This is a genomic window from Pedobacter frigoris, from assembly GCF_032678645.1.
GTDB lineage: Bacteria > Bacteroidota > Bacteroidia > Sphingobacteriales > Sphingobacteriaceae > Pedobacter > Pedobacter frigoris_A.
The window spans coordinates 556,125-580,428 of record NZ_JAVTSP010000002.1 but is presented as its reverse complement, the minus strand read 5'-3'; the positions used below and the strand labels follow the sequence as shown (position 1 = coordinate 580,428).

Sequence of the window (24,304 nt, the reverse complement as noted above, 5' to 3'; positions counted from 1 at the left end):
TATCATTTACCGGCAGTGACAATGATGATGTCCCTTTCTACCTGCTCTCCTGTTCTGCTGATTGCGATATCCTTCTCTTCTGCGACGGATTGAATAGAAAATCCTGCTGAACTTAGCAGTTCTTCTGCCATCGACCTGTTGTACAATTGAAACACCCATTTGGTAAATGGCAATTTTTCCATAAAATCCTTAGTTGCGATAGCCAGACAGAAACTTCCTCCGGGTTTTAGCACCCTGTAAATCTCCTGAGCATAAGCCTTTGGATCTTTCCAGAAATACAATGTGTTTACAGTGAAAATCTTGTCGAATTGGTTATCTGAAAAGTCAATATGCAGGCCGTCGGAAAGGTGAAAAGATACCGATCCGGCATCAATGAGAGCTGAATTGATCCGTTTTGCTTCTTCGATCATGGTCAGCGATATATCGATGCCAGTGTACTCAAGACCAGATGCTTTACGCATTAGCGCATTCAAATGACTGGCACTACCATGTCCTATCTCCAATACCTCTTCATCCACGCTCAGTCCAAGCAAATCTATCGTTCGGAAGATCATATTTTCATTGGATGACGCCATCATTTCTCCTGTTTTTATTCCGGCATCACCCTGTGGTTCACTCAACTGATTTGCCAGCTCCTGCCACTCCTCATCATTCCATTCCTTTTCCATCATTGGATAAAATTTTTCGCCAATCTACTAAATATCAACACAATAGACCTAATTTTTCCTGGAAAAATTCTCAGCTTTAATTCACAACGATTTCATCGGCAAACAACCATGCTGGTTTTCCTGCACCGGAATGGCCTGGGGGACACACACCGAGGTTCTTAGCAGTTACACGCACAAACCTTGCTTTTCTTTCAGGAAACTCGGCTTTGAAATCTTTAATAGAGAATTTTTGATCCACAGGCACAGTGTTATTGACGACTGCCAACTCAGTATAGTTCACACCATCGGCAGACACTTCAAATTTCACCTGCTGAGGCAGAAAAATCCAGTCGTTGTAATTTTGCAGACAGCCCAAACTAATGGTTTTAATCTGCTGGTCTGTACCCAAATCTATAGTAGCAATCAGGTCAGTCCCATTAAAGCCATGCCAGTATTTACCTACTGCACTGGTTCCTTTTATACCATCTGTCAATGAATTAGGCCCATCTGCCAGGTAATACCTGTTTACGGGATTTGCATATTTCACGTCCTTACCTACAGCTTTATGGATCACGAATGTTTGTTCAGCAGGTTTATAACCCATTATTTTGCCATTCAAAACAATCGAGGCTTTTAATAAAGCTGATGAATTTATCCCGAATGGAGCTGTGTATTTATTGCTTTCCAATGTGGGCTCAGAACCATCCAAAGTATAGTAAATACCCGCATTCAACATTTCTGAGGACAGATCTACCAGTAATTTGCCATTTTGCGGGATAGGTTTGATCACCACGGTGTAGTTACCCTGACTGTAATGAAATCCTTTCTGCTCAAAGCCCCTGAAATGATAAGGCAGGCGCTTACTAAAATCTACAAAGTCCTTTTTCTCTTTAGGAGACCATACCACTTCTGCAAGGGCAAGCATCCTCGGCAAAACCATATATTCAAGATGCTCCGTAGTTGTAATGAATTCTGTCCAGACATTCGCCTGTGCACCCAACACATACTTTTCATCATCTTTATTCAGTTCCTTTGGTATCGGCTCGTAGTCATATACCTTCTTTAAAGTATTGAAACCACCGATAGCCACAGGCTCCCCCGCAGGGCCAGCCTGGTAAGTATCAAAATAAACCGGATTACCGGGAGTCATGATCACATCATGCTTCATTTTAGCCGCTTCTATACCACCAGCTTCCCCTCTCCAGCTCATTACAGTCGCCTCAGGCGCCAGTCCACCTTCCAGGATCTCATCCCAGCCTATCATTTTTCTTTTTTTACCGATCAGGTATTTTTCCATTCTGGTGATGAAATAACTCTGCAGTTCATTTTCATCTTTAAGGTGCTCATCTTTTATCCTGGCCTGACATTTAGGACAACTTTTCCAGCTGGTTTTGTCCACCTCATCACCACCGATATGGATATATTTAGACGGGAAAAGTTCGAGAACTTCATCCAGGACATTAGTCAGAAAACTAAATACCTCCTCATTGCCCGCACAGTAATTGGACGACATATTGGTATAATTACCGCCTGTCATTGGCAGCTGAGGCTTTTGGCTGCAGCTCAATTGAGGATAAGCAGCGATTGCAGAAGCTACGTGCCCCGGCATTTCTATCTCAGGAACTACAGTTACGTTTCTTGCCGCAGCATAAGCCACAATCTCTTTGATCTGATCCTGGGTATAGTATCCTCCATAAGAAGGTGTTTCCCCTGCTTTTGCCTGAGGCCTGTCGCCCCATATCTCGTCATTTTGATCTACCCTCCAGGCTCCGGTTTTAGTCAGCTCAGGATATTTTTTTATTTCTATCCTCCAGCCCTGATCATCAACAAGATGCCAGTGAAAGGTATTAAACTTGTAACTGGCCAATAGGTCAATGTATTCTTTCACCATATCAGGGGTAAAGAAATGGCGGCTGACGTCCAAATGCATTCCCCTCCATTTAAACCTTGGGTAATCTGTAATCTCCATTACCGGAACCGCCAAGGCTGCATTAGTCCTCACTTGAGGAAGCGTTTGCAGCAGCGATTGCATTGCATAAACGATCCCTGCTTTGGTATTGGCCTTGATGTCTATGCCTTTTTGTGATACCTTCAGCACATAACCCTCGTCTCCTATCTGATCTGTTTGCTCAATACTCAGATTGATGCTGTTTGATGAACTGCTTTTTGTAGCCAGGTTATAACCCGAAATATTGTGAATATAGGCAGCGAAAAATGCTGCTGCCGGTTTTAGTTCTTTCTTCTGATTTATAATATTGATGGTAGTCTGCGGGCTGATCGTGAAGTTTCCTTCACCCCTTATAAGACTCACCGGCTTGGGAACGATATTTACCTGCTGCTGTGCCATGACTGGATTCACAAACATGGACAATATAACCAGAGCCAGTATATTAAATGTAGTTTTCATCTGGTTAAAGTACGCCAGTTAGCATAATTTAAATTCTACGTTTTTACCAAAACATTAAGTGATTTTGGCTTAACAAGCACCATTTGAATCAGCAGCAGCCATATTTCAGGCTGCTGCATTATTTTATTCAACCGTAACCGACTTGGCCAGATTTCTTGGCTGATCTACGTTGCAGCCTCTCAATACCGCAATATGGTACGATAACAATTGTAGGGGGATGGTAGCCAGCAAAGGCAAAAATGCCTCGCTCGCGTCAGGAATTTCAATACAGTAATCTGCCATTTTCCTCACTTCAGTGTCGCCTTCAGTTACGATAGCAAGTACAATACCCTTTCTGGCTTTTACTTCCTGAATATTGCTGATGACCTTCTCGTAAGAAGAATTTTTTGTAGCGATGACCACAACAGGCATTTCCTCATCAATCAGGGCAATTGGTCCGTGTTTCATTTCTGCCGCAGGATAACCCTCTGCATGGATATAGGAGATTTCTTTCAGTTTCAATGCACCTTCCAATGCTACCGGAAATCCACTGCCCCTCCCAAGGAAAAGACAGTTTCTCGAGTCTTTAAATTTCTCAGAGATTTCCCTGATCATTGTGTCCGACTCCAGTGCCTTCTCTATTTTCTCAGGAATAAGATCCAGCTCGGTAAGTAGCTCAACGAGTTTAGAATTGGTTAATGTACCTTTTTGCTGCGCCATATAAAATGCCATTAGCGTAAGCACAGTCACCTGCGCCGTAAAAGCTTTGGTAGAAGCTACGCCTATCTCAGGACCTGCATGAGTATAAACACCGGCATGAGTAAGCCTCGGAATAGAGGCACCAACCACATTACAAACGCCAAATATAGTTGCTCCTCTTTCCTTAGCCATTTCTATAGCTGCCATGGTATCTGCTGTTTCTCCCGATTGAGAAATGGCAATCACGACATCCTTTTCAGTAATGATCGGGTTTCTGTACCTGAACTCAGAAGCATATTCCACCTCTACGGGTATTCTTGCATATTCTTCGATCAGGTACTCTCCAACCAATCCCGCATGCCACGAAGTACCGCATGCAACAATGATGATGCGGTCTATATTTTTCAGTTTATCTGCGTATTCCTTGATTCCGCCTAGCTGCACCTTCCCTTCATTAGGATAGATACGGCCACGCATACAGTCACGGATAGAACGTGACTGCTCAAAGATCTCTTTCAGCATAAAATGCTCATAGCCACCTTTCTCCAGCATCTCCAGCTTCAATTCCAGTTCATGGATATAAGGGGTTTGTACAACGTTATCCAAACGTTTGATCACCAGCTCATCACGTTTCACATAGGCGATTTCGTTATCATTCAGGTAGATTACATTTTTTGTATACTCAACAATCGGGGTTGCATCCGAGGCGATAAAATATTCGCCGTCGCCCACACCTATTACCATTGGACTTCCTTTTCTTGCAGCAATCAGCTGGTCCGGTTGTTCTTTATCCATCAGGACGATGGCGTAAGCTCCGGTAACTTCATTGAGCGCTAACCTTACTGCTTCAAAAAGATCGATCTGTTCAGAGGTATAAATTTCTTCAATCAGGTGAACCAGCACCTCAGTATCAGTATCACTTTTAAACTCATGCCCGCGGCTTTGAAGCTCTTCTTTAAGGGTAGCGTAGTTTTCTATGATTCCATTGTGGATGATGGTCAAATTTCCGTTGTTAGAAGTATGCGGATGTGAGTTCCTGTCAGACGGGGCGCCATGGGTAGCCCAGCGGGTATGGCCTATCCCTGCTGTACCAGACAGGTTTTTACCTTCGGCAAAGTTTTCCAGTTCCTGGACCTTACCGGCTTTCTTATAAATGTTCAGGCCTTCATCGGTGATGAGTGCAATACCAGCACTGTCGTATCCGCGATATTCTAATCGTTTAAGTCCTTTTAGTACTATAGGCCAGGCTTCCCTATGGCCGATGTAACCAACTATTCCACACATATTTTATAGTTAAAAAATTAATCGCCCGAAATTAAGTAAACTAAACTGATATAACCACAAAAAATCAGAATTATTTATTTTATGCAAACGTTTTAAATGAGCAATAAACGCGGTAATTGAACTGAAGACCTAAGAAAAAGATCATGAAATTTTAGGTAGAAAAACGCTTTAAATAAGCCAAAAACGCTTATCTTTTTGACAAAAATGCATAATTTACAAGAAGCCTACCTTTATTATTTTACAATTACTTTCCTCAAAATGGCTATCAATTTGAACTTAACCCTTGGCATTTATAAAGAAACATAACCAGACAGAAAAACTAAATTCACAGTTATATGTTCAGCTTTTCAAAAAGAATCAAGCTTCCTTTTAAAATAATAGACGCCAGATTCTTCAGAAAAAAATTATAGATAATACCTATTGTTTTTGCCAGGCATTACACTTACCTTTAACTATATGAAAAACGCTCCCATTCTCATTTACATATTCTATTTATTTATTCTTGGATGCAAACCCAAAAAGGCAGATATAAATTTTAATGGCTTACTTAGTCTTGACAAGATATTAGAAAATCAAAAAACACAAGACAAGTACCTCGCACTCGTATTGACCATGTCTGGTTGTGATTTATGTGACTTTTACAAAAAGCAACTATTGTCACTTAATCAAAGTAAAACTACGCCATTTAATTCTGATTTGGAAATCAAATCAATTGATGTCAAAAATGAAAATTTCTGGTTTAATCAATTACTTAGAGAATATAGTTTCCCTTTAACTGTAATTTTCGACAAAAATGGCGAGGTGAAAGGTTTCTTCAGGGGAGCCAGACCAGAGATTTTGGTTACTGCCTTAAAATCCGTCTATTCTGGAAAAATTTATTACCGATCTAAAGACTATTTTTTGAACTCAGCTAAGACAGATTCTTTTTCAGGTGAACAAAAATTAGATTTCATCAATCAGGTTTTAAAAGGTACGAAGCTACTTAAGAGCAATAAAACTCTGAACACAGATGAAATAAATAGTTTATCAAAAAATGTTGATCAGATGCCATATTTTTTTAACAGTTACCTACTTGCTAAAGCGATGATGCTAGTAAAAGATACTATCGGAGCCCAGAACATAGCTAGAGAAACCTTAAAAAAATATAATCGTGAAATCGATGCGATACTTTACCACTCCTTAAAAAACGAGCTTCGTTACCTCACAGACAATCAATATCAGGATTTCAATGAGGCTCTTATTACCACCCCACAAACTGAGATAAATTTTGGAGCTGAAAATGTTGGCATTTTCAAAAAAATAACTATCCCAATTAAAAATTCTGGTAAAAAACCACTTTTGATAAATAATGTAAAGGTGTCATGCGATTGCATAAAAGCGATCTGGCCAAAAGAGTATCTTCCCCCAGGAAAAACGGCGGAAATAACAGTTAGCTATAAACTTAAGGAAGCAGGTATATTCAATCAAAATGTATTTGTCTTTTCAAATTCTGCTACGGAGCCCTTAAAAATTAACATTAATGGAGTTGCACAAATTACTAATAACTAAACTATATGAAAAAAACAATCTTTTTTTGCTTTTGCCTATTGGCTTTTTTTTCAGTTGTAGCAAACGCTGATCCTTTATCTATTGAGTGTGAAGATGACACAGTAACCACCGGCCCACTGCCACATCCTACCGACTGTAAGAAGTTTTATTTTTGCGTGGTATTAGATTCTCCAAGCACTGTACGAATTGCTTTAGACTCAAAATGTCCTGCCGGTTTATACTTTGCCCCTGACGAACGAACTTGCGTATACACAATGGAAGAAGCTAAAAATCCAGCTCCACCATGTAATTATGTGCCTTCCCCACTTTAATTTATAAAAGGGGGGCTTCCCCCCTTTTATAAATTAAAGTGAATTCATGTTCATCCATTAAAATATGAAAGAATATCACCGTATGAATTATAAAGTTCTTTCTTCACCACCTTTTTCAGAAAAGGCCTAAATAATCGTTATCATTTAAATCGGCTATATATTTATCTAGTCATCTATGTGTTCTGCGATTCCGCAATGCTCGATACAAACCACAAGGCAAGTAGCATAACAACTACAGAAATAAATTCCTCTCCATTTACCTCACTCTGGGATATTTTCTTAGTTTTATAACACAATAACCTAAATATGCGTTCCGGGATAATTTTTTTTATTTTCAGTCTACTTCTATATCTTAATGTTTCAGGGCAAATCCTGACACCAGATATTGACAATAAAAGTCTTGGAAAGCAGGTTACTTATTTCGAAGATAAAACCGCCAGCCTGTCATTAGGGGATATCAAAAACATTGATACTCAAGGCAAGTTCAGTCCCGGCAAACAGAACATCCTGAATTTTGGCAATACCGCCTCCGCATTCTGGGTAAAGTTCAACTACAAAAGGAAAGACAGTTCTAAAGCATACCTGATCATTGACGTACCCAATATCGAACACATCGATTGCTATGTTAGCCACCGTGATCAACTGATCAAACACTTGAAATCCGGGAGTCTGGAACGGAACTATGATGACGTCAGCAATCAAAGTAATTTCGTCTTTACGCTTCCCGACCAGGGGCAGGCTGATACCTACACCGTCTACCTGAGGCTAAAGACCAATAACATCATGCTCGTCCCGATCAAACTCGCTACCACCGATGCTGTAGTCAAAGGCAGGGAATGGAAGGACAGGATAGAATATGTATATATTGGAATCTTAATCGCCCTGCTGCTGTTCAACCTCTTTTTATACATCAGCCTGAGCGACAATACCTATCTCTATTACGTCTTCTATGTACTGACTTTATCCATATACATGCTGGCCTATCTGAGGGGATATGGGTTCGTATTCGGCACAGACATCAGGATGCTCATCAACTCCTACCCCCACGTGTTCCTCAGTGCTTCAATGCTTACCGCCATCTTTTTTTCCAGGAAGTTCTTACACCTGGATGAAGTAATTCCGGGAATGCTAAAAGCTTATTATTTCCTGATGGCCAGTGCCATTGTATTGTTCTTTGTCAGCATTTCCGGAAATAAAAGTCTGGCGGCTTCAATTGCGCAAATACTTACTTTTATATTGTCCGTTATTCTCTGGTCATCCGGCATCATGGCTTATTTCCGTGGACACAAGGCTGCAAAATATTACATCATTGCCTGGTTCTTTATCCTCACCACTGTTGTCATCGTCACGCTCTCGCTTGGAAACATGTTACCCACTACTGAATTTACCATGCAGCTGGTGCCTATAGGTTCTACTTTGGAATTGCTGGTGCTTTCTTTTGCGCTGGGCGACCGCTACAAAGGCATCATGAAGAAAGAACAGCGCCTGCGCGATGAAAACCTTAGTCTGGCTCAGAATCAAAAACAGATCCTGGAGAAACTGGTAGAGCAGCGCACACAAATGCTCAGCGAAAGTGTAAAAGAACTCGAAACTTCCAATGCTGTTAAAAACAAACTGTTCTCCATCATTGCCCACGACCTCCGGAGCCCGCTAAACAGCCTCATGAGTATCCTGTCGCTCAATGAAATGGATGCCCTGAGTATGGCCGACCTGCAATATATGCTCAAGGAAAACAAGAAGAACATTGAGAACATCTACAATACACTCAATAACCTCCTTCATTGGGCAAAAACCCAAATGGAGGGAATAAAAGCTGAACCCGTCTGCTTTGACATCAGAAAAAGCATTGAAGAACTCATGTTGGTTTACACACCATTGATTCATAATAAAGAGATCAGTGTCTTGCTAAATATGGACAATGCTGCTCCGGTGCTGGCCGATGAGAATCAGGTCAAACTGGTTTTGCGAAATCTAATTGACAATGCTATAAAATTCACGCCCAGAAGCTCAAAAATAGAACTCTCCCTTAAACACATTGAAAATAACATAGAAATAGCCATCGCAAATGTAGCCGCTGACCCGTCCAGGATCAATATCAACGAAATGATAGTACCCCATGCCATGGAAACAACTTACGGTACCGAAAACGAAAAGGGTGTCGGCCTCGGCTTACACCTCTGCCGTGAATACATCCGCAGCAATGGAGGCGAACTAAACATAGCGCTTCAGGATGAATTCATAGTATTTTCATTCAGCCTGCCAAAATGCTGTGATTATTAAAATATTTCAATTCACAGATCAAACGTTTGCGTAAATTTTCAGTAGTATTTACTTAAGTTAAATACTTAGTTTTATTCACGCGCTCATGAAATACCTAATTTGACGATTAATAAAATTGCATGAAGCCCACTCTCCAGATCATCAAGCCTGAAGCTACCCATGCGGAGCTCGTACTCAACTTTCTCTGCAGCTATCATCCTTTACCCAATGAGCTGAGGGCAGAAATTCATGCCGGGCTGTTTCAGACCACCTATAAGCAGGGAGAATACATCCTAAAACAAGGAGAATTGTGCACAGCCCTTTACTTTATCCTCAAAGGAATAGTGGTTGGCTATACCCTGAAGGGTGATAAAAGACTGACCACTTATATTTGTGGTGAGGGCGACAGCGTTTCCTCCATATCCGGAATGTACGGAGAAAAGCCATCTGAAGAAAGTATCCTGGCCATGGAAGAAACCGTAGTTATCGGCTTAGATGTAAAGAAGATTGTCAGCTTGCTCGAAACATCCATCGAGCTAAACATCATCATCCGCAAGGTCCTGGAGAGTTTTTACAAATCAGCACACGAACGGTCGAATATGGTTAGAATGGGAACTGCCCAGGAAAAGTATGAATATTACGTTGCCGTATCACCGGAGCACATTGGCCGCATTCCTACCAAATATCTGGCGGACTACCTGGACATTAATCCAAAAACCCTTGACAGGATATTAAAGGAGCACGAGACTGCGAATGATAAGGAGCTTTTGAAGGAAAGATGCGATCGGATCGAAGATTTCATGGTGAAGCAGCAAGGGTTCAGACAAAAGGGCTTGACGCTTTCTAAGATGTCCGCAGCACTTAACATCCCCACACATCAGCTGTCTTACCTGATCAATTTCAATTACAGAAAAAGTTTCAATGCATTTGTAAACAGCTATAGGGTAATCTATGTGAAGGAACAGCTGGAGCGCTATGAAGACTGGCAGCACCTTAAGATAGAGGCTTTGGGCGAAGACGGCGGCTTTTCTTCCAGAAGTGTATTCTTCGCGGAATTTAAACAACACATAGGGATGAGTCCCGCTGAATTTGCCAAAGCCATGCAGTTTTTTAATCCGGCATGATAACTTCTTCAAAAAAAACCGAGGCTATACGACCATAAATTGTACATTTAATTGCCCAATGCTGATTTAACCTTAGCTGAATAATTTTTTGATAAAAAAATTAAATGTAACAAATTAGTATTCAATTATTATAGCTATAAAACATGCGAGTTACGCTTACTATTTTACTTTCCTTTTCTGTCATATTTTGTTACGGGACAAGCTACTTTGTAAGCAGTTCCTCCGGCCATAAAAACAATGATGGCTTGTCTGCATTACATCCGAAAAAACTAATTCAGGAGGCTGCTGATCTGACCAAACCGGGAGATACGGTTTTTGTAATGAATGGGACTTATTCAAATGATTGCCCTACGTGTAACGTAGTCAATATTCCTGTAAGTGGTAAGGCAGGCGAATACATTGTTTATACGAACTACAAAAGCCATAAACCAACCATTAGATTTGATGGCTGGGGCGGTATTTCCATCCGTGACGGCATAAGCTACATCAAAATCTCCGGGTTTGAAGTCATTGGAAACAACGCAAAGGTAACACTAAAGGAGGCGCTAAAACAACCGGGAAGCTGCGCGAATACGAGCGGGACTTACGATCCCAAATTCAACGGCAATGGCATTGTAATAGACGGCAGAAACGGAAAACATCCCCATCATATCGTGATTGAAAACAACACTGTACATGATTGTGGCGGCGGAGGCATAAGCGCCATACAGACTGATTACATCACGGTCGAAAACAACCTGGTCTACAATACCAGTTTCTATTCTGTCTTCGCTACCAGCGGGATTTCCTTTTATCAGTTTTGGAATTACGACCAAAAAAAAGGGTACCACAACGTAATCAAACGCAATAAGTGTTACAACAATAAGTCGTTAGTACCATGGTTTCAGATCTGTAAACTGGAAGATGGCAACGGGATAATTATTGATGATTTTGAAAACAAACAAAATGGCTCTGTCATAGGCAGATATCTGGGAAGAACGCTGATAGAAAACAATGTTTGCTGGTACAATGGGGGAACTGGAATTCACGCTTTTCAAAGCAGCCAGGTAGATATCATCAACAATACAGCATACCGTAATTCCCAAACAAGACCATTGAATGCGGGAGAGATCCTTGCCGTTTCCAGTCATGACATACGTATCGTCAATAATATTCTTGTCGCCGATAAAAACAACAGGATCAACTCCAATTATAAAAATACGAGTATAGCTTACCAAAATAATCTCCACTACAACATTACGACACCAGATAAGATAAAAATATCCATATCCTCCCCCTCCTGCATCAACGGAAAAAATCCGAATTTTGAACTCCCTAAACATGGGTTAGACGCCAGTTTCGCGCTTCAAAAAAAGAGCCCGGCAATCAATCGTGCCAACCAAAATTTGTACAGTAATTCCGACCAGACTGGAAAAATTCGTGTTAAAGGTAAACCTGCCGACATCGGTGCTTATGAAGCGCCTGATTAGCCTGCGATTTAGGATTACATTTTAAGATCAGATTTTCCGGGCACCGTTTTTGAATCTTATAGGGTACTATCTACTTCCTATGAATACACGGTATTTTTATATTTTGCGTTTTGCTTTGGCAGGATGTGATCTGGTCTTGTTGAACATTGGCTTGTTTGGGGCGTATTACCTTTCGGACATGAATGGCGTCTTCATCGAAAAAGAGATCTATCATCAAAATGCATTACCTTCAAGTCTTGGCTGGCTACTTTGCGCCAACCTCTTTGGGCTGTATTCGAATGCTACCATACACAACCTTAAAAAGGTTAGACTCGCAACCTGGAAAACATTCGCGCTGCACAGCATCGGGCTCCTGATTTATATGATGTTCAGAAACCAGGAGACCTCGCTCCATATTTTCTTCTTGTATTATATTGTGCTGATGTCAATAGGAATAGTCCTGCTTAAGTTTGCGGGAAAGGCTTTGCTGTCATTATTGAACCAGAAATTTGATTTCCGCAAGACGATCGCAATCTTAAGTATCAACCGCGGGGGCACGAAACTCGCCCATTACCTAAGAAAGCATCATGCATTAAATTTTAAGGGCTTTATAAAAGTAGGATTACTCCGTAAGCTGAACAACAAGCTAAGATCCAATCTGGCGGCTGCACAATTCAAAGCCGCTGCAGATGCGGGTGTTCAGGAGGTATACGTCTCGGTAAATCCAAATCCAAACCAAATGGAAGACTATTCCTTCCTGATTGAAGAAAGTGATAAGCATTGCATGAGGCTTAAGTTTGTGCCCGACCTCACTGGATTCGAAGACAACTTTAGCATTGATGACATGGGTGAGTTTAAAGTGCTCAGCCCAAGGAAGGAGCCTTTGGAAAAGATGGGCAACCGTGCCATCAAAAGAATTTTCGACATCGTCGTGAGCTCACTGACAATTTTATTCATTTTATCGTGGCTCTATCCGGTTTTGGCCATCATCATCAAAATGCAAAGCCCTGGCCCTGCCTTGTTCAAACAGCTCCGCAATGGGCGGAACAATAAAACTTTCTGGTGCTACAAATTTAGAAGCATGTACATCCAAACTACAGATTCTAAAGATAAAAGCAGTATGGTTACACCTATAGGCAGGTTTATGCGCAGAACAAGTCTGGATGAGTTTCCCCAATTTTTAAATGTGTTTTTGGGGGACATGACGGTAATTGGTCCAAGGCCACATATGGTTGCCGATACAGAAGGCTACCGAAAACTGATCGATAACTACATGGTACGCCACTTTTTAAAACCCGGAATCAGCGGGTGGGCCCAGGTCAATGGTTATCGTGGACGTACAATGAATACCACCCAAATGGAAAAACGAGTTGAGCATGACATCTGGTACCTGGAGAACTGGGATATGCTGCTCGACATTAAAATTATGTTTTTAACAGTGAAAAATATATTTAAAGGCGAAGAAAACGCCTTCTAACATCTTCAAAATCTAAAATCTATCTTATGACACTAAATTTAAAATTAAACGCAGTTTCTGCACCAAAATCATTATTGCTCTTATGTATGATCGCCTTTATGTGCTCTTGTAGCTCCCATAAGGACATCCCCTACATTCAAGATGTAAGTACAAGCCAGGTTACCAGAACAGCACTTTCCAATTATTCCCCTTTGATCATTCAACCGGGAGATCAACTGTCGATCAATGTGGAAAGCAAAAATCCTGAGGCTTCGGCTGTTTTTACGAATAATAAACAAAATGCGGGTGCAAATCCAAACAACCCAATGTACGGATACCAGGTTGCACAAACCGGGGAAATTAATCTTCCGCTGATCGGAATTACTAAAGTTGCAGGGCTAAAAACTGAAGAATTGGCGGCATTGATACAAAAAAATGTATTGCCCTTCCTCAAAGACCCGAGTGTAACGGTTAAAATCGTGAATTTTAAGATATCTGTTGTGGGTGATGTGATGCGTCCGAATATCTACGCCAGTCCGAGTGAAAGGCTGACAGTTACGGAAGCCCTTGCACTAGCCGGCGATTTAAACATCACGGCAATGCGCAAAACCGTGATTTTGGTAAGGGAAGAAAAAGGCGAAAGAATATATGTCCCTCTAGACCTGACTTCTAAAAAGCTATTCGAGTCGCCTTATTTCTACTTAAAGGCAAACGACCAGCTCATCGTTCAACCCGGGAAGCTTAAAATTGCAGGCGTTGATACTGGCTACAGAAATGCCAGCCTGATCATATCTGCCTTATCGGTAGTGGCCATAACCATTTCATTCTTCAGATAACTATGACAGACAACAAGACAACTAGGAAATCGGGAATCAATCAATTCACCGATTTAAAAACTATTCTGGTCAAGTATTTCTATCATTGGCCTTTGTTTCTTTTAGGTTTGATTTTGGCACTTGGTGCTGCTTTCATTTACCTGCAGATAAAAAATCCGGAGTACAACATCAGTGCTACCATTTTGGTAAAAGATGAAAAAAAAACACCACAGGAAAAATCTAATCTGCAAGAACTGGAATTGTCTACCTCCCCAAGAAGTGCAGAAACTGAAATCCAGGTAATCACTTCAAAAAAGATAATTTCCCAGGTAGTAAATGACCTTGGGCTATATATCACTTATACAGCGGGAGATTTTTTCAACACCAGAGATTTGTATGGGACAGCTCCTGTAAAACTGGAAATATCCCGCGGCAGTGGTATTGTCGGTAAACATGAAATATCGATCCTGATTCAGGACGCCAATAACTTTACAGTTAAGAGGGACAATCTGCCGTCAATAAAAGGTAAGTTCAATGAAACTATTGAAACTGATTTCGGCAAATGGATCCTAAAAGCAACCCAAAGTCTAAATCAATATATCGGCACTACGGTTAAAATCACAATATCAGACCCGGAAAAAACAACAGATGGATATGCTAAATCGCTTGAGGCTCGTCTATTGGATAAATCTGCTCCTACGATTGGTCTATTTTTAACGGATGAGTCTCCAAGAAGAGGCAAAAACTTTTTGAATGCCCTGATAAAGTCATATAACCAGGCTACCGCTACAGAGGAAAGACGGATCACCAAAAGTACCATTGATTTTATAGACAAGCGATTGGCTTCACTAACGGGCGAACTAAGTGCGGCTGAAAATAAAGTTGAAGGTTACAGGAGTAGTAAAGGATTAACGGATGTGGGTTTACAGTCAAAAGTTTATCTGGAAAACCAGCAGTCAAATGATGCCAAACTAAACGATGTCAATGTCCAGCTTAGTAATATCTATGGAATTGAACGTTATGTGAATTCCCCCGCCAATACCAGCCCTCCTGCTACCCTTGGAATTGAAGACGAGGCATTGGCCAGTCTGATTAAAAACCTGACTGCACTTCAACTCAAGCGCGTGGAGCTCCTGACTTCAACTCCTGAGGGAAATCCGTTATTTGAGCCTATAAATATGCAGATCAAAACCACCAAATCGGCAATACGAGCAAATATCGGAGGGATAAAGGCTTCCCTGCTGGGCGAGAAGAGACAGCTTCAATCGGTAAACCGAAAATTTGAATCTTCCATAAAAGAAATTCCCGGTCAGGAACGTGAATATGTGGGGATGAAAAGACAACAATCCAGCAAAGAAAACCTCTACGTATACCTGTTGCAAAAACGTGAAGAACTTGCGCTAAGCTACGCTTCTACACAAGCTGACGCACGTATTGTAGACAGTGCGAATGTTGGTGAAGTAAAATGGCCAAGGATCCCGCTGGTCGTTGCGATAGCTTTGATATTAGGTCTGATTATACCATTCATGATCATCTATTTCAGGTATGCTTTTAACAGAAAAATTACAACAAGGGAAGAAATAGAAAATGCGCTTGATGTTCCAATAATAGGTGAGATTTCTTATGAATACTTAGGTAAAGACATTGTGCTGATTGATAACCCCCGTCATTTAGTTGCCGAACAGTTTAGGTCTATAAGAACAAACCTGTATAATTTGCATAAAAAAAGGGCAGAAAAATTACAAAATCTGGTTTACGACAATATCTTCAAAACAAGAAAGACGCCTGGCAGGATTACGTTGTGTACCTCTAGCACGGCCAGCGAGGGCAAAAGCTTCATCGCCTCTAATCTCGCCGTATCTATCGCTGCCACCGGTAGAAAAACCATTCTGCTGGAAATGGATTTGCGAAAGCCAAGTGTGATGTCACTGTTTAATATGGATGAGGATAAACCTGGAATTAGTGAATTTCTTAGTTCATCTATTACAACTCATGAAATTATACAACATTCCGGCATACATAAAGATTTTTACATGATTGGAAGCGGCAAAATTCGTCATAATCCCTCCGAATTATTGGAAGGGCCAAGACTCAGGGAATTACTGGCCATCCTGCAAAAACATTGTGACGATATCATCATCGATAGTCCACCTTTACATTTGGTTACTGACGCAATGATTATTGGACGTCTTGCCGATATATCGTTATACGTCATCAGACAGGGCTACACCAGCAAGCAAGAACTGGAATTTATAAGAGAGCTATCCAGTTCTGATCAGCTGCCGGAAATGAACATCATTTTTAATGGCATCACACAAGGAAAATACGGTTATGGATATAATTACAATGACAGTTACTATACAGAGATGACTAAGGGTAAAAATTTTAAGAATTCATGGAAGCATTTCATGACTAGATTTTGATCCTTTAAAAATACCGTGAAAAATGTCTGAAAACCTAATTTTCATTCTTGCAGCACTGACGTTGCTGATGTTCGTGCTCAATGTTTTTTACAACGGCAACACTGTGGAGTCATGTCTGATTTTTATACTGACTTGTCTTCCGCTGATGAACCTGAAGATTACACCTGAAGCAATGGGCGGCTTCAAAACCTTTGATTTTATCTGCTTTTATGGTTTGATCTTTTTATTAAAAGACTTTACAACCATCCAGTTAAAAACAAGGCAGAACTTTTACTTTGTGTTTTTTGTCATTTTATCCATCATACTTGTTATTGGCGGACTTGCTTCGGAATTTCCAAACAGGACCTTTTTCAGTTTTATAAAATTTCTGTCCATCTTTATTTTTGGCCGTTTTCTACTGATATCCTGCTACAAAGACCCTTCCTTTCATCAACGTGTGATCGCTGCATTAAAAGCCAGTTACCTGATGGCCCTGGTCTTCCTTGGGTTACAGTTCATTTTTGGTCTTGGTTTTACCTTCTACCCTAAACTAGGGCCCAACACCATTGATCCTATTTTTCATATGGTCCGTTTCCCAGGCATTTTTTATGATTCACAGGCACATGGTCAATACCTGGCCATGGGTAGCTTTCTATTTTTATATGTGGAAGAGGGTACCAAAAGAAATGTGCGGCTGTTAAACTATCTGGTTTTTATTTTGGCCGTCATCGGACTCAACCTCGCCGGCAGCAGGGCACCAATTGGCGGATTTGTGATCGGCCTGTTCGCCATTCTATTTATCCTATCCGGAAAATATAGGCTGTATGGCGGCATAGTCATCGTACTTGCCATCACTTTCTATATGGTCATTGCACCAACAACGGGCGTTTTCCAGCGTGCCGAAAATCTGTCAGAAGATTACCTCTTCAGGAAAAATCTGTGGGAAGAAGCTTTGGTTATTTCGCAGGAAAACAGTTTGCTGGGTATCGGTTCCGGTAACTATCAGGACCACATCACCCGGCATAATCAGGATCAATACCTTGAAATAGAAGATGGTTTATTCCTGTATTTTGACCAGCCGGAGAATGGCTACCTGAAAATACTCGTTGAGTTTGGTTATATCGGCTTTGGGGTTTTTGCGTTGATGCTCATCATCCCGCTCCTGAAGGCTATAATAGGCTATTTCAGGAATACGTTTGACAGAAAAGTCATCTTTTTAATGGCATCGCTGCTGAGTTGGGCAGTGGCCTTCAGTACCGTCTATTCCATTTCAGACTACCGCATTATGATTGTCATGGCAGTCATGATCATACTTATCATCAGTTATCCTGAAAAACAAACCACAGCTGAGGATGAAGCGTAAAGAAACGACTAAAGAAATAGGGCTATTGAAAAACGGCACCTGGGGTATTGGCGCAAACGTCCTCCAACTGCTATTTGTGAGCTTGTTTTTTGCCATTGTTGCCCGTAAATATACCGCTGTCGAGTTCGCACAGTTCCTCATCTCTACTACAATCTATCAACTCGTGGTGGCATTTTCTTCCATGGGACTGGGTCAGTGGTTCATTCGCAAATACGTCTCCGCGACAGACAAAGCGGAGCTAACAGGCAAATTCCTGAAAAGCCAGATAGGGCTCGGATTTTTGTTCTACTTTCTCAACATCGTATTTACGTATAGCATCTACCCGGACGGACAGATCCGGATCCTGAGTCTCATTCTGGGTACCAATATCATTTTTGACAACCTCATCAATGCCCTAAGAAGCTTAAACATCGCAGAAGGGAGACAAGACCGGACGGCAGTCATCATGATCATAGATGGTTTTCTGAAACTGCTTGTGGGTTGCCTCTTGTTCATCAGCCCTTTCTCCGTCATCACCCTGGCAATACTCATGATCGTCGTCAGGCTGCTGACCTTAAGCTCATTTTTGAAAATAGGATCCTCTACCACAAACCTGCAGGCATTGATTAAAGCGAAATTATCTGCCCGCGACCTGAAAATACTGATTTTCAAAAACTGGAGGTTCATGGTGATAGGAAGTCTTTCTATCCTGTACTGGCGCGCGGGCAACATCATTATATCAAAAACCCTTGGCTTAGCTGAGGTGGCAGCGTATGAGATTTCCTTCCGTATTTTTTCTATTTTTCAGATTCTGCCGATAGTAGCCTCCGCCACAATTTACCCCAGGTTTGTAAAGTACGTTACCGAAAAAAATACCACAGGCTTACAGCGTCTCTACAACTTGTTGTTCTTCGGCTATTCTGCAGTAGCCATCCTGGCTTACGCTTTCATTTTTTCATTCGCATCCTTCATTTTACCATTCGCCTTTGGCGATACTTATCAAAATGCAACGGAATGCCTGCAACAAATGTTTCTAGCTTTCCTGATCATGCCCACCGTATTACTACAGGCAAACCTGTTGGTCGCGCTCGGACTGGAACGGCGGGACATGCAGTTTAATATTCTGTCGCTGATCGTGAATCTCGGTGGCTGTCTGGCTGGCTTGTATTTCTATAAATCACTTTCGGTCATCAATTATGCCATTTTCGCTTCGTTAATTGTTTTTCACCTGCTTCAGGACATGGTCCTGATCAAAAAAGGAATAATAGCCGCGGGACACTGCCTGTGGTTTTACACCAGTATTGTCTGTACAGTAGCCGGCTTTTGGCTGCTGCCGGAGATCACAGGGCCATATCTCTTTTACTTCTTATTTAGCGCACTCGTTTTGGTGGTCGCTTTAGGAATTGGCATTTCTTATAAAAAAATATCATGGTAATACTTTCCATCATAGTCCCGGTTTACAATAAGGAGCATTTTATTGATGAATGCATTCAATCTATAATCAGCCAGTCATTTACTGAATTCGAGTTGATCCTGGTCAATGACGGGTCTACAGACCAGAGCGGCGAAAGGTGTTTACACTATGCGGCGCTCGACACCCGGATCACCGTATTGGAGCAACAAAACATGGGGGTCTCCGCCGCACGAAATGCAGGTTTGGCGCATGCTAAAGGTAAGTACATAGGTTTTGTCGACAGTGATGATTCCATCGAACAGGACATGTATGAGACGCTGATCAGAAATGCAGAGGCAACCGGAGCTGACATTTCCACCTGTCGTTTGCGCATCATCAAAAATGGAAAATCGAATGACCCGGCCAACACCGGAGAGATCGGGATACTCGATCACCAACAGGCACTTTCTGCCTCCATCAGAGGAGATTTTGACAGCAATGCAAACAACAAGATTTACCGCTCCAAAATTCTGGATAAAATCCGTTTTGAAGGCATTCTCTACGAGGACATCCTGTTTGCCTGCAAAGCATTCATCAGCGCAGAAAAAACAGTAGCCGAAGATTCAATAAAGTACAATTACATGATCAGAGACAATTCTGTGAGCATGAGCGGTTTCAACAGGAATTACCTGGAAACCGTAGCGGTATCAGCCAAAATCGTGGAATTGGTTACTAAAAATGATCCGGAATGTATTGCAGAAGCTAAAGCATTTGATGTGATGGCCAACATTTCCCTGTTGAACTTATTGATATTGACGCGAGACCGTGATCACTACGAACAGGAGTATAAACAGGTGGTCAATACCCTCAATGGATACAAGGAATTCATCAGAAAATCCTCCGCAGTGAGAAAAAAACACAAATATGCCTGGCTGCTTTTCTCTGGCGCTCCAGTTTGTTATCGCTACTGTATGTGGGCTTATTGCTGGCTAACAGGAGCTGATGTGTTAAAGAGAATACAATAAAAATAGACGAATGACGTACACAAAGATGAATGCAAAAACAAGGATTCTGATGAGCATCCCTTCCAGGTCCCATGTAGAAATCGCACTTGATGAACTGACCGGGTTGCAAGACCTGGGATATGAATGCGAAGGATTTTCGTACGCAGCAAAAGAAGGTACAAACTCAAAATTGGGAAGACTTTTTACCATCCTTTACAATGCAGTTCATCTGGTACTCAAATCTTATCGTTTCAAACCGGATATCATCTATTTCAATTCACGTCTTGAGCTGATTGCCTGTACCAGAGACTGGATTACGGTAGTGCTGTTTCGAATGCTTTATTTTAAAAAAGTTCGGTTGATGATTAAATCTCACGGTTCTGATTTGGAAGTATTGGAAGCAACTGGTTTTTTCATGAAAAATGTTGTTTTGTCTTACCTCCGGAAACAGATCTCAGCCTGGCTTTTCCTGTCCAGCGAAGAAAAAACCGCAATCATCAAAAATGGATTTTTACCCTCAGAGCGGATTTTCGTCACAAAAAACATTGTCCGTGGACTCCAGTTCAGAAAGGACGAGAATTTCAGAACTAAACTTGGGATACCTGCAGACTGTACCATTTTACTTTTTGCAGGGAGATTCATCCGGGAAAAGGGAGTTTATGAAATCATCGATGCCTTTGCAGAATTGGTGAAAAAATATGAAGTCGCATTAATTCTGGTGGGCGATGGCCCTGAAATGCAAGGCTTGCAGCAGCAGGCAGTATTGAAAGAAATAGGCCATAAAATCACATTTACAGGAATCATTCCCGAAAAAGATGTGGCTACATTCTATGCCAATTCAGACATCCTTGTATTTCCTACTTACTGTCAGGAAGGCTTTCCTATGGCTCTTTTCAATTCAGTCGCCGCCGGACTATCCATTGTTACTACGCCCATACGGGCAGCAACCGACTACCTGACCGCACCGGAAAACTGCCTTTGGGTAGAACCAAAAAATAAAGGCAGTGTCGAAGTTGCGCTTTCAACGTTACTCGATTCTCCCGAACTCAGGCAGCAGATGCATTTGGAAAACCTGCAGAAGGGAAAAGCGTTCAACAAAGAAAAGGTTTGCGCAGAAATCTCTTCCATCATTGAAACAATAACAGGATCAGATCAGCAAACCAACTTTCTGGTTTATAATGTCTTTTCAAAAAGCTTAGCCGAACTTCGAAACGAATCGTCCTTAATGATCAACACGATTAACCAATACTCTTATTGCATTGCTGAAAAGGATTCGGTGTATAAAAAGGCATTGAAAGCCTCAGACGTTTTACTTCCTGACGGGATAGGCGTCGTATGGGCGGCAAGATTGCTTACAGGTACCATACTAAAAAAGATCGCTGGTGCAGATGTCCATGAATACCTGTTAAAAGAGCTGAATCAAAAATCAGGGAGTTGTTTCTACCTTGGCGCTTCAACAGACACGCTTCAACTGATAAAAAGCAAAATAGCTGATATTTACCCGAATATCAGTATCGGGACCTTTTCTCCTCCGTTTAAGGCTGTTTTCAGTGAAGATGACAACAGGGAAATGATCAATGCAGTAAATAACTTCCATCCAGATGTGTTGTTTGTGGGCATGACTGCTCCAAAGCAAGAAAAATGGTCATTTGAGCACAGAAAAAGTCTGGATGCAAAAGTCATTTGTACCATTGGTGCGGTGTTCGACTTTTATGCGGGTACCATTAAAAGGCCAGATCAGGTATGGATCGACTATGGTCTGGAATGGTTTGTACGCCTGCTGAAAGAGCCAAGAAGGCTATCTAAAAGATACCTTTACTATGGCCCTGTATTTATCTATTATATTTTAAAAGAAAAAACACGCCAGACTTTTAAGTAAAATATCCTATAAACTAAACCAGTCAATTACAGTTAGTCCTGTATTATAATTCAGGACTAGCACAACAACATTCTTGTTACAATTGATTCTTACATTTACGGCACTTGTTAGCAAACTATGAGGGCTAACAGGAACACCTAAATTATCATGAAGAATCAATCGATACCGGAGCATACAAATTCCAAAAGAAGCTATATTAAATGTCCAAAATGTGAAAATGGAGACATGGATACCCGTGTAAAACGGAGCCCGTTGGTAAAGAACCTGCTTTTCTTTTTGGATCTCAAAAGATATGAGTGCAGCAGATGCGGGCATAAGCGTTACGTGCTAAAAAAAGACCCGAAATCGCTTCCAGCAAACCAATCCGAAGACTAACAGGATCAAGCACCCTGCAAGCAACGGATACTGCGCTTGTGTCGGATCTAGCGGGATTAGGAAAATCTGTGCCAAGTGCCACAAATGGCTGTTTCGTTCATTTCACCATCGACCCCTCCTTATCACATACATTAGGTTCGTAGATCATATTTACTCCTCTTTATCCCTAATCACCATAAAATATTCCTTACCCTTTTTCTCGATTTTCACTTCATATTCCGGCCATTCGCCATCAAGGCTTCTGTGCATCAGTGCATAAAAATCATCCTGATGATTGTAAGGAACTACCAGTTTGTAGCAAAATAATCGCTTCAGTTTCTCGGGCTGGCTAACGTCAATAATAACTTTCTCTTGCTCACTGGCTTTAAAAGAAGCGTCATTGAGCGGTGTCAATCTCAAAGCGATGGCATACAATTGAGGAATGGTGTAATTGCGGACAGTAATCATCTTTCCCCGCATAAACTCGTCTGCACTAATGCGACAACTGCTCTTATAACCAGACCTATAACCCGTAAAAGCATAGATGTGAGTTCGGGTAGATGCAGGTTTAGGACAAGCTTTTTTAGTTTGTCCGTAGCAAAAATTGAGGCAAAGCGTGGCCATTACGACCAATTTCATCGTTCTGTTCATTAGATTATATATTTAGTTATGAGACTTGGTTTCTTAGATCTTTTTCATAGCATTCTGTTAGCCTGGGAGTAAGCTGATATGATACAGAATCTGAAAGTGGGGTTGGTCGATTTGCCTGATTGTATTTTGCCCAATGCCTATCAAACGCAAAAAGCGTGAAACCCCACTTATCGCCTTAGAGGTCGTAGGAGACCTGAACACGAATAAGCAGGGCTCACGCTTTTACGCGCAAGCACCTTTTCACTTATCCTCTCGTGTTCATATGAAATTTCCTACGTTTCTAAGACGAGACTCTTAAGTGCTAAATGCTTCAAATATTTTGAAGATTTTGCAAATGTATAATATTAGCTTATCACATACTTTTAATTTTTATCAAATATACTTAAAAGATAAAATTCAACCAAACATTTCTCTGTAATTAATATTTTGGATTAACGTGCAATATTCTGAATGAATTGTCAATAATTTATTATTACAGAAATTTGTCGAGTAATCCAGAGTTTTGATAAAGATGCGAGAGCCAGAACGGGTGCTGATTTTAAGAAGTTTTAACACCTTGCAGGAGCAATTAATTTACCAAAAGTGTATTCTATCGCACCGCAATTTTCAATATTTGACAGATCACCTGATATATTCACATATTTTAGTAATTTTATCGTAACCAAAATATGACAGAGTATAACGAACTTACAGATCAGGAGCTAATCGCAATGCTCCGTAGCGGTGATAATAAGGCTTACACCGAAATCTATAATCGCTATAAGCGACTGTTATATCTCTTTGCTTTTAGAAGACTGGGCGACAAAGAAGAGGTTTGGGATATTATTCACGAAGTATTCCTCTCTTTATGGCAGAATCATGAAGGTCTGGTTATAAGTTACACTTTGTCGACCTATCTACATTCTGCCGTCAGAAATAAAATAGCCAACCTCATCGCCCACAAACAAGTTTCAATACGTTACTTAGATAGTTTTAGTGAATTTCTTTCAACAATACCTGAGTCCTATCCCACCGATTATCTGGTGAGACATCATGAGCTGGAATTACTTATAGAAAAGGAGATTCAGGCGCTTCCGGTAAAAATGAAAGCAGTATTTGAATTAAGCCGTAAGACGGGGTATACTCGTAAACAAATAGCAGAGGAACTAGGACTTTCTGAAGAAACAGTGAAAGGTCACATGCATCAGGCACTAAAAAAGTTGAAAGTAAAATTTGGTTCAATGATGAGTCTTATTTTCCTGGTCTGAACATAAAATCGATGAAAATTAAATATTTTAATTGCGACTAACCCTTCTGCTTGCG

At 41.1% G+C, this 24,304-nt stretch carries 17 protein-coding genes; 13 read left to right on the top strand and 4 right to left on the bottom strand.

Annotation, left to right across the window (positions count from 1 at the left end):
* Positions 1 to 2 precede the first annotated feature (2 nt).
* The 3 genes from R2Q78_RS08885 to glmS all read right to left on the bottom strand — a co-directional run bounded on the left by R2Q78_RS08885 (position 3) and on the right by glmS (position 5,016).
* On the bottom strand, positions 3 to 671 hold the full coding sequence (locus R2Q78_RS08885) for a class I SAM-dependent methyltransferase (protein WP_316790939.1): 669 nt from the start codon (positions 669 to 671) through the stop codon (positions 3 to 5).
* Positions 672 to 744: 73 nt separating this feature from the next.
* Positions 745 to 3,054 (bottom strand): glycoside hydrolase family 20 protein, encoded by a 2,310-nt coding sequence (locus tag R2Q78_RS08880; protein ID WP_316790937.1) that lies wholly within the window; start codon positions 3,052 to 3,054, stop codon positions 745 to 747.
* 123 nt (positions 3,055 to 3,177) lie between these two features.
* On the bottom strand, positions 3,178 to 5,016 hold the full coding sequence (glmS, locus tag R2Q78_RS08875) for a glutamine--fructose-6-phosphate transaminase (isomerizing) (RefSeq protein ID WP_316790935.1): 1,839 nt from the start codon (positions 5,014 to 5,016) through the stop codon (positions 3,178 to 3,180).
* A 456-nt stretch (positions 5,017 to 5,472) separates the two neighbouring features.
* On the opposite strand from glmS, the gene R2Q78_RS08870 reads away from it, so the two are divergent.
* The 12 genes from R2Q78_RS08870 (at position 5,473) to R2Q78_RS08815 (ending at position 21,997) form a co-directional block, all read left to right on the top strand.
* On the top strand, positions 5,473 to 6,564 hold the full coding sequence (locus R2Q78_RS08870; protein WP_316790933.1) for a DUF1573 domain-containing protein: 1,092 nt from the start codon (positions 5,473 to 5,475) through the stop codon (positions 6,562 to 6,564).
* A gap of 5 nt (positions 6,565 to 6,569) precedes the next feature.
* A complete protein-coding gene (locus R2Q78_RS08865) occupies positions 6,570 to 6,875 on the top strand; it encodes a carbohydrate-binding module family 14 protein (RefSeq protein WP_316790930.1) in 306 nt (101 codons plus the stop codon).
* A 306-nt stretch (positions 6,876 to 7,181) separates the two neighbouring features.
* Positions 7,182 to 9,155 carry a sensor histidine kinase gene (locus R2Q78_RS08860; RefSeq protein ID WP_316790928.1) on the top strand — a complete coding sequence of 658 codons (1,974 nt, stop codon included), beginning with the start codon at positions 7,182 to 7,184 and terminating at the stop codon, positions 9,153 to 9,155.
* A 119-nt stretch (positions 9,156 to 9,274) separates the two neighbouring features.
* Positions 9,275 to 10,258, top strand: coding sequence for a helix-turn-helix domain-containing protein (locus tag R2Q78_RS08855; protein ID WP_316790926.1), 984 nt, complete (start codon positions 9,275 to 9,277; stop codon positions 10,256 to 10,258).
* Positions 10,259 to 10,401: 143 nt separating this feature from the next.
* On the top strand, positions 10,402 to 11,727 hold the full coding sequence (locus R2Q78_RS08850; protein ID WP_316790924.1) for a right-handed parallel beta-helix repeat-containing protein: 1,326 nt from the start codon (positions 10,402 to 10,404) through the stop codon (positions 11,725 to 11,727).
* Between the two features lie 79 nt (positions 11,728 to 11,806).
* The gene (locus R2Q78_RS08845; protein ID WP_316790922.1) at positions 11,807 to 13,183 is read left to right on the top strand and encodes an exopolysaccharide biosynthesis polyprenyl glycosylphosphotransferase; all 1,377 of its coding nucleotides are present in this window, start codon (positions 11,807 to 11,809) and stop codon (positions 13,181 to 13,183) included.
* Between the two features lie 26 nt (positions 13,184 to 13,209).
* Positions 13,210 to 13,998 (top strand): polysaccharide biosynthesis/export family protein, encoded by a 789-nt coding sequence (locus R2Q78_RS08840; protein WP_316790919.1) that lies wholly within the window; start codon positions 13,210 to 13,212, stop codon positions 13,996 to 13,998.
* Between the two features lie 2 nt (positions 13,999 to 14,000).
* Positions 14,001 to 16,400, top strand: a complete 2,400-nt coding sequence (locus tag R2Q78_RS08835; protein WP_316790917.1) for a polysaccharide biosynthesis tyrosine autokinase — start codon at positions 14,001 to 14,003, stop codon at positions 16,398 to 16,400.
* 22 nt (positions 16,401 to 16,422) lie between these two features.
* Positions 16,423 to 17,742: an O-antigen ligase family protein gene (locus R2Q78_RS08830; protein ID WP_316790915.1), complete on the top strand. Its 1,320-nt coding sequence runs from the start codon at positions 16,423 to 16,425 to the stop codon at positions 17,740 to 17,742.
* On the top strand, positions 17,732 to 19,156 hold the full coding sequence (locus R2Q78_RS08825) for a lipopolysaccharide biosynthesis protein (protein WP_316790913.1): 1,425 nt from the start codon (positions 17,732 to 17,734) through the stop codon (positions 19,154 to 19,156). Before R2Q78_RS08830 ends, R2Q78_RS08825 begins: the two co-directional genes overlap by 11 nt.
* A complete protein-coding gene (locus R2Q78_RS08820; protein ID WP_316790911.1) occupies positions 19,150 to 20,139 on the top strand; it encodes a glycosyltransferase in 990 nt (329 codons plus the stop codon). The genes R2Q78_RS08825 and R2Q78_RS08820 overlap by 7 nt, the downstream gene beginning before the upstream one ends.
* A gap of 10 nt (positions 20,140 to 20,149) precedes the next feature.
* The gene (locus R2Q78_RS08815) at positions 20,150 to 21,997 is read left to right on the top strand and encodes a WecB/TagA/CpsF family glycosyltransferase (protein ID WP_316790909.1); all 1,848 of its coding nucleotides are present in this window, start codon (positions 20,150 to 20,152) and stop codon (positions 21,995 to 21,997) included.
* A 525-nt stretch (positions 21,998 to 22,522) separates the two neighbouring features.
* On the opposite strand, the gene R2Q78_RS08810 is transcribed toward R2Q78_RS08815, so the two are convergent.
* Entirely contained in the window at positions 22,523 to 23,002 is a 480-nt protein-coding gene (locus tag R2Q78_RS08810; RefSeq protein WP_316790907.1) for a hypothetical protein, read from the bottom strand.
* 668 nt (positions 23,003 to 23,670) lie between these two features.
* Between R2Q78_RS08810 and R2Q78_RS08805 the strand changes: the two genes are divergently transcribed.
* Entirely contained in the window at positions 23,671 to 24,249 is a 579-nt protein-coding gene (locus tag R2Q78_RS08805) for an RNA polymerase sigma-70 factor (RefSeq protein ID WP_316790905.1), read from the top strand.
* Positions 24,250 to 24,304: the final 55 nt, after the last annotated feature.

Coding starts and splice junctions, on each gene's coding strand:
- R2Q78_RS08885 (WP_316790939.1), bottom strand. CDS start 671: ATGATGGAAAAGGAATGGAATGATGAGGAGTGGCAGGAGCTGGCAAAT.
- R2Q78_RS08880 (WP_316790937.1), bottom strand. CDS start 3,054: ATGAAAACTACATTTAATATACTGGCTCTGGTTATATTGTCCATGTTT.
- glmS (WP_316790935.1), bottom strand. CDS start 5,016: ATGTGTGGAATAGTTGGTTACATCGGCCATAGGGAAGCCTGGCCTATA.
- R2Q78_RS08870 (WP_316790933.1), top strand. CDS start 5,473: ATGAAAAACGCTCCCATTCTCATTTACATATTCTATTTATTTATTCTT.
- R2Q78_RS08865 (WP_316790930.1), top strand. CDS start 6,570: ATGAAAAAAACAATCTTTTTTTGCTTTTGCCTATTGGCTTTTTTTTCA.
- R2Q78_RS08860 (WP_316790928.1), top strand. CDS start 7,182: ATGCGTTCCGGGATAATTTTTTTTATTTTCAGTCTACTTCTATATCTT.
- R2Q78_RS08855 (WP_316790926.1), top strand. CDS start 9,275: ATGAAGCCCACTCTCCAGATCATCAAGCCTGAAGCTACCCATGCGGAG.
- R2Q78_RS08850 (WP_316790924.1), top strand. CDS start 10,402: ATGCGAGTTACGCTTACTATTTTACTTTCCTTTTCTGTCATATTTTGT.
- R2Q78_RS08845 (WP_316790922.1), top strand. CDS start 11,807: ATGAATACACGGTATTTTTATATTTTGCGTTTTGCTTTGGCAGGATGT.
- R2Q78_RS08840 (WP_316790919.1), top strand. CDS start 13,210: ATGACACTAAATTTAAAATTAAACGCAGTTTCTGCACCAAAATCATTA.
- R2Q78_RS08835 (WP_316790917.1), top strand. CDS start 14,001: ATGACAGACAACAAGACAACTAGGAAATCGGGAATCAATCAATTCACC.
- R2Q78_RS08830 (WP_316790915.1), top strand. CDS start 16,423: ATGTCTGAAAACCTAATTTTCATTCTTGCAGCACTGACGTTGCTGATG.
- R2Q78_RS08825 (WP_316790913.1), top strand. CDS start 17,732: ATGAAGCGTAAAGAAACGACTAAAGAAATAGGGCTATTGAAAAACGGC.
- R2Q78_RS08820 (WP_316790911.1), top strand. CDS start 19,150: ATGGTAATACTTTCCATCATAGTCCCGGTTTACAATAAGGAGCATTTT.
- R2Q78_RS08815 (WP_316790909.1), top strand. CDS start 20,150: ATGACGTACACAAAGATGAATGCAAAAACAAGGATTCTGATGAGCATC.
- R2Q78_RS08810 (WP_316790907.1), bottom strand. CDS start 23,002: ATGAACAGAACGATGAAATTGGTCGTAATGGCCACGCTTTGCCTCAAT.
- R2Q78_RS08805 (WP_316790905.1), top strand. CDS start 23,671: ATGACAGAGTATAACGAACTTACAGATCAGGAGCTAATCGCAATGCTC.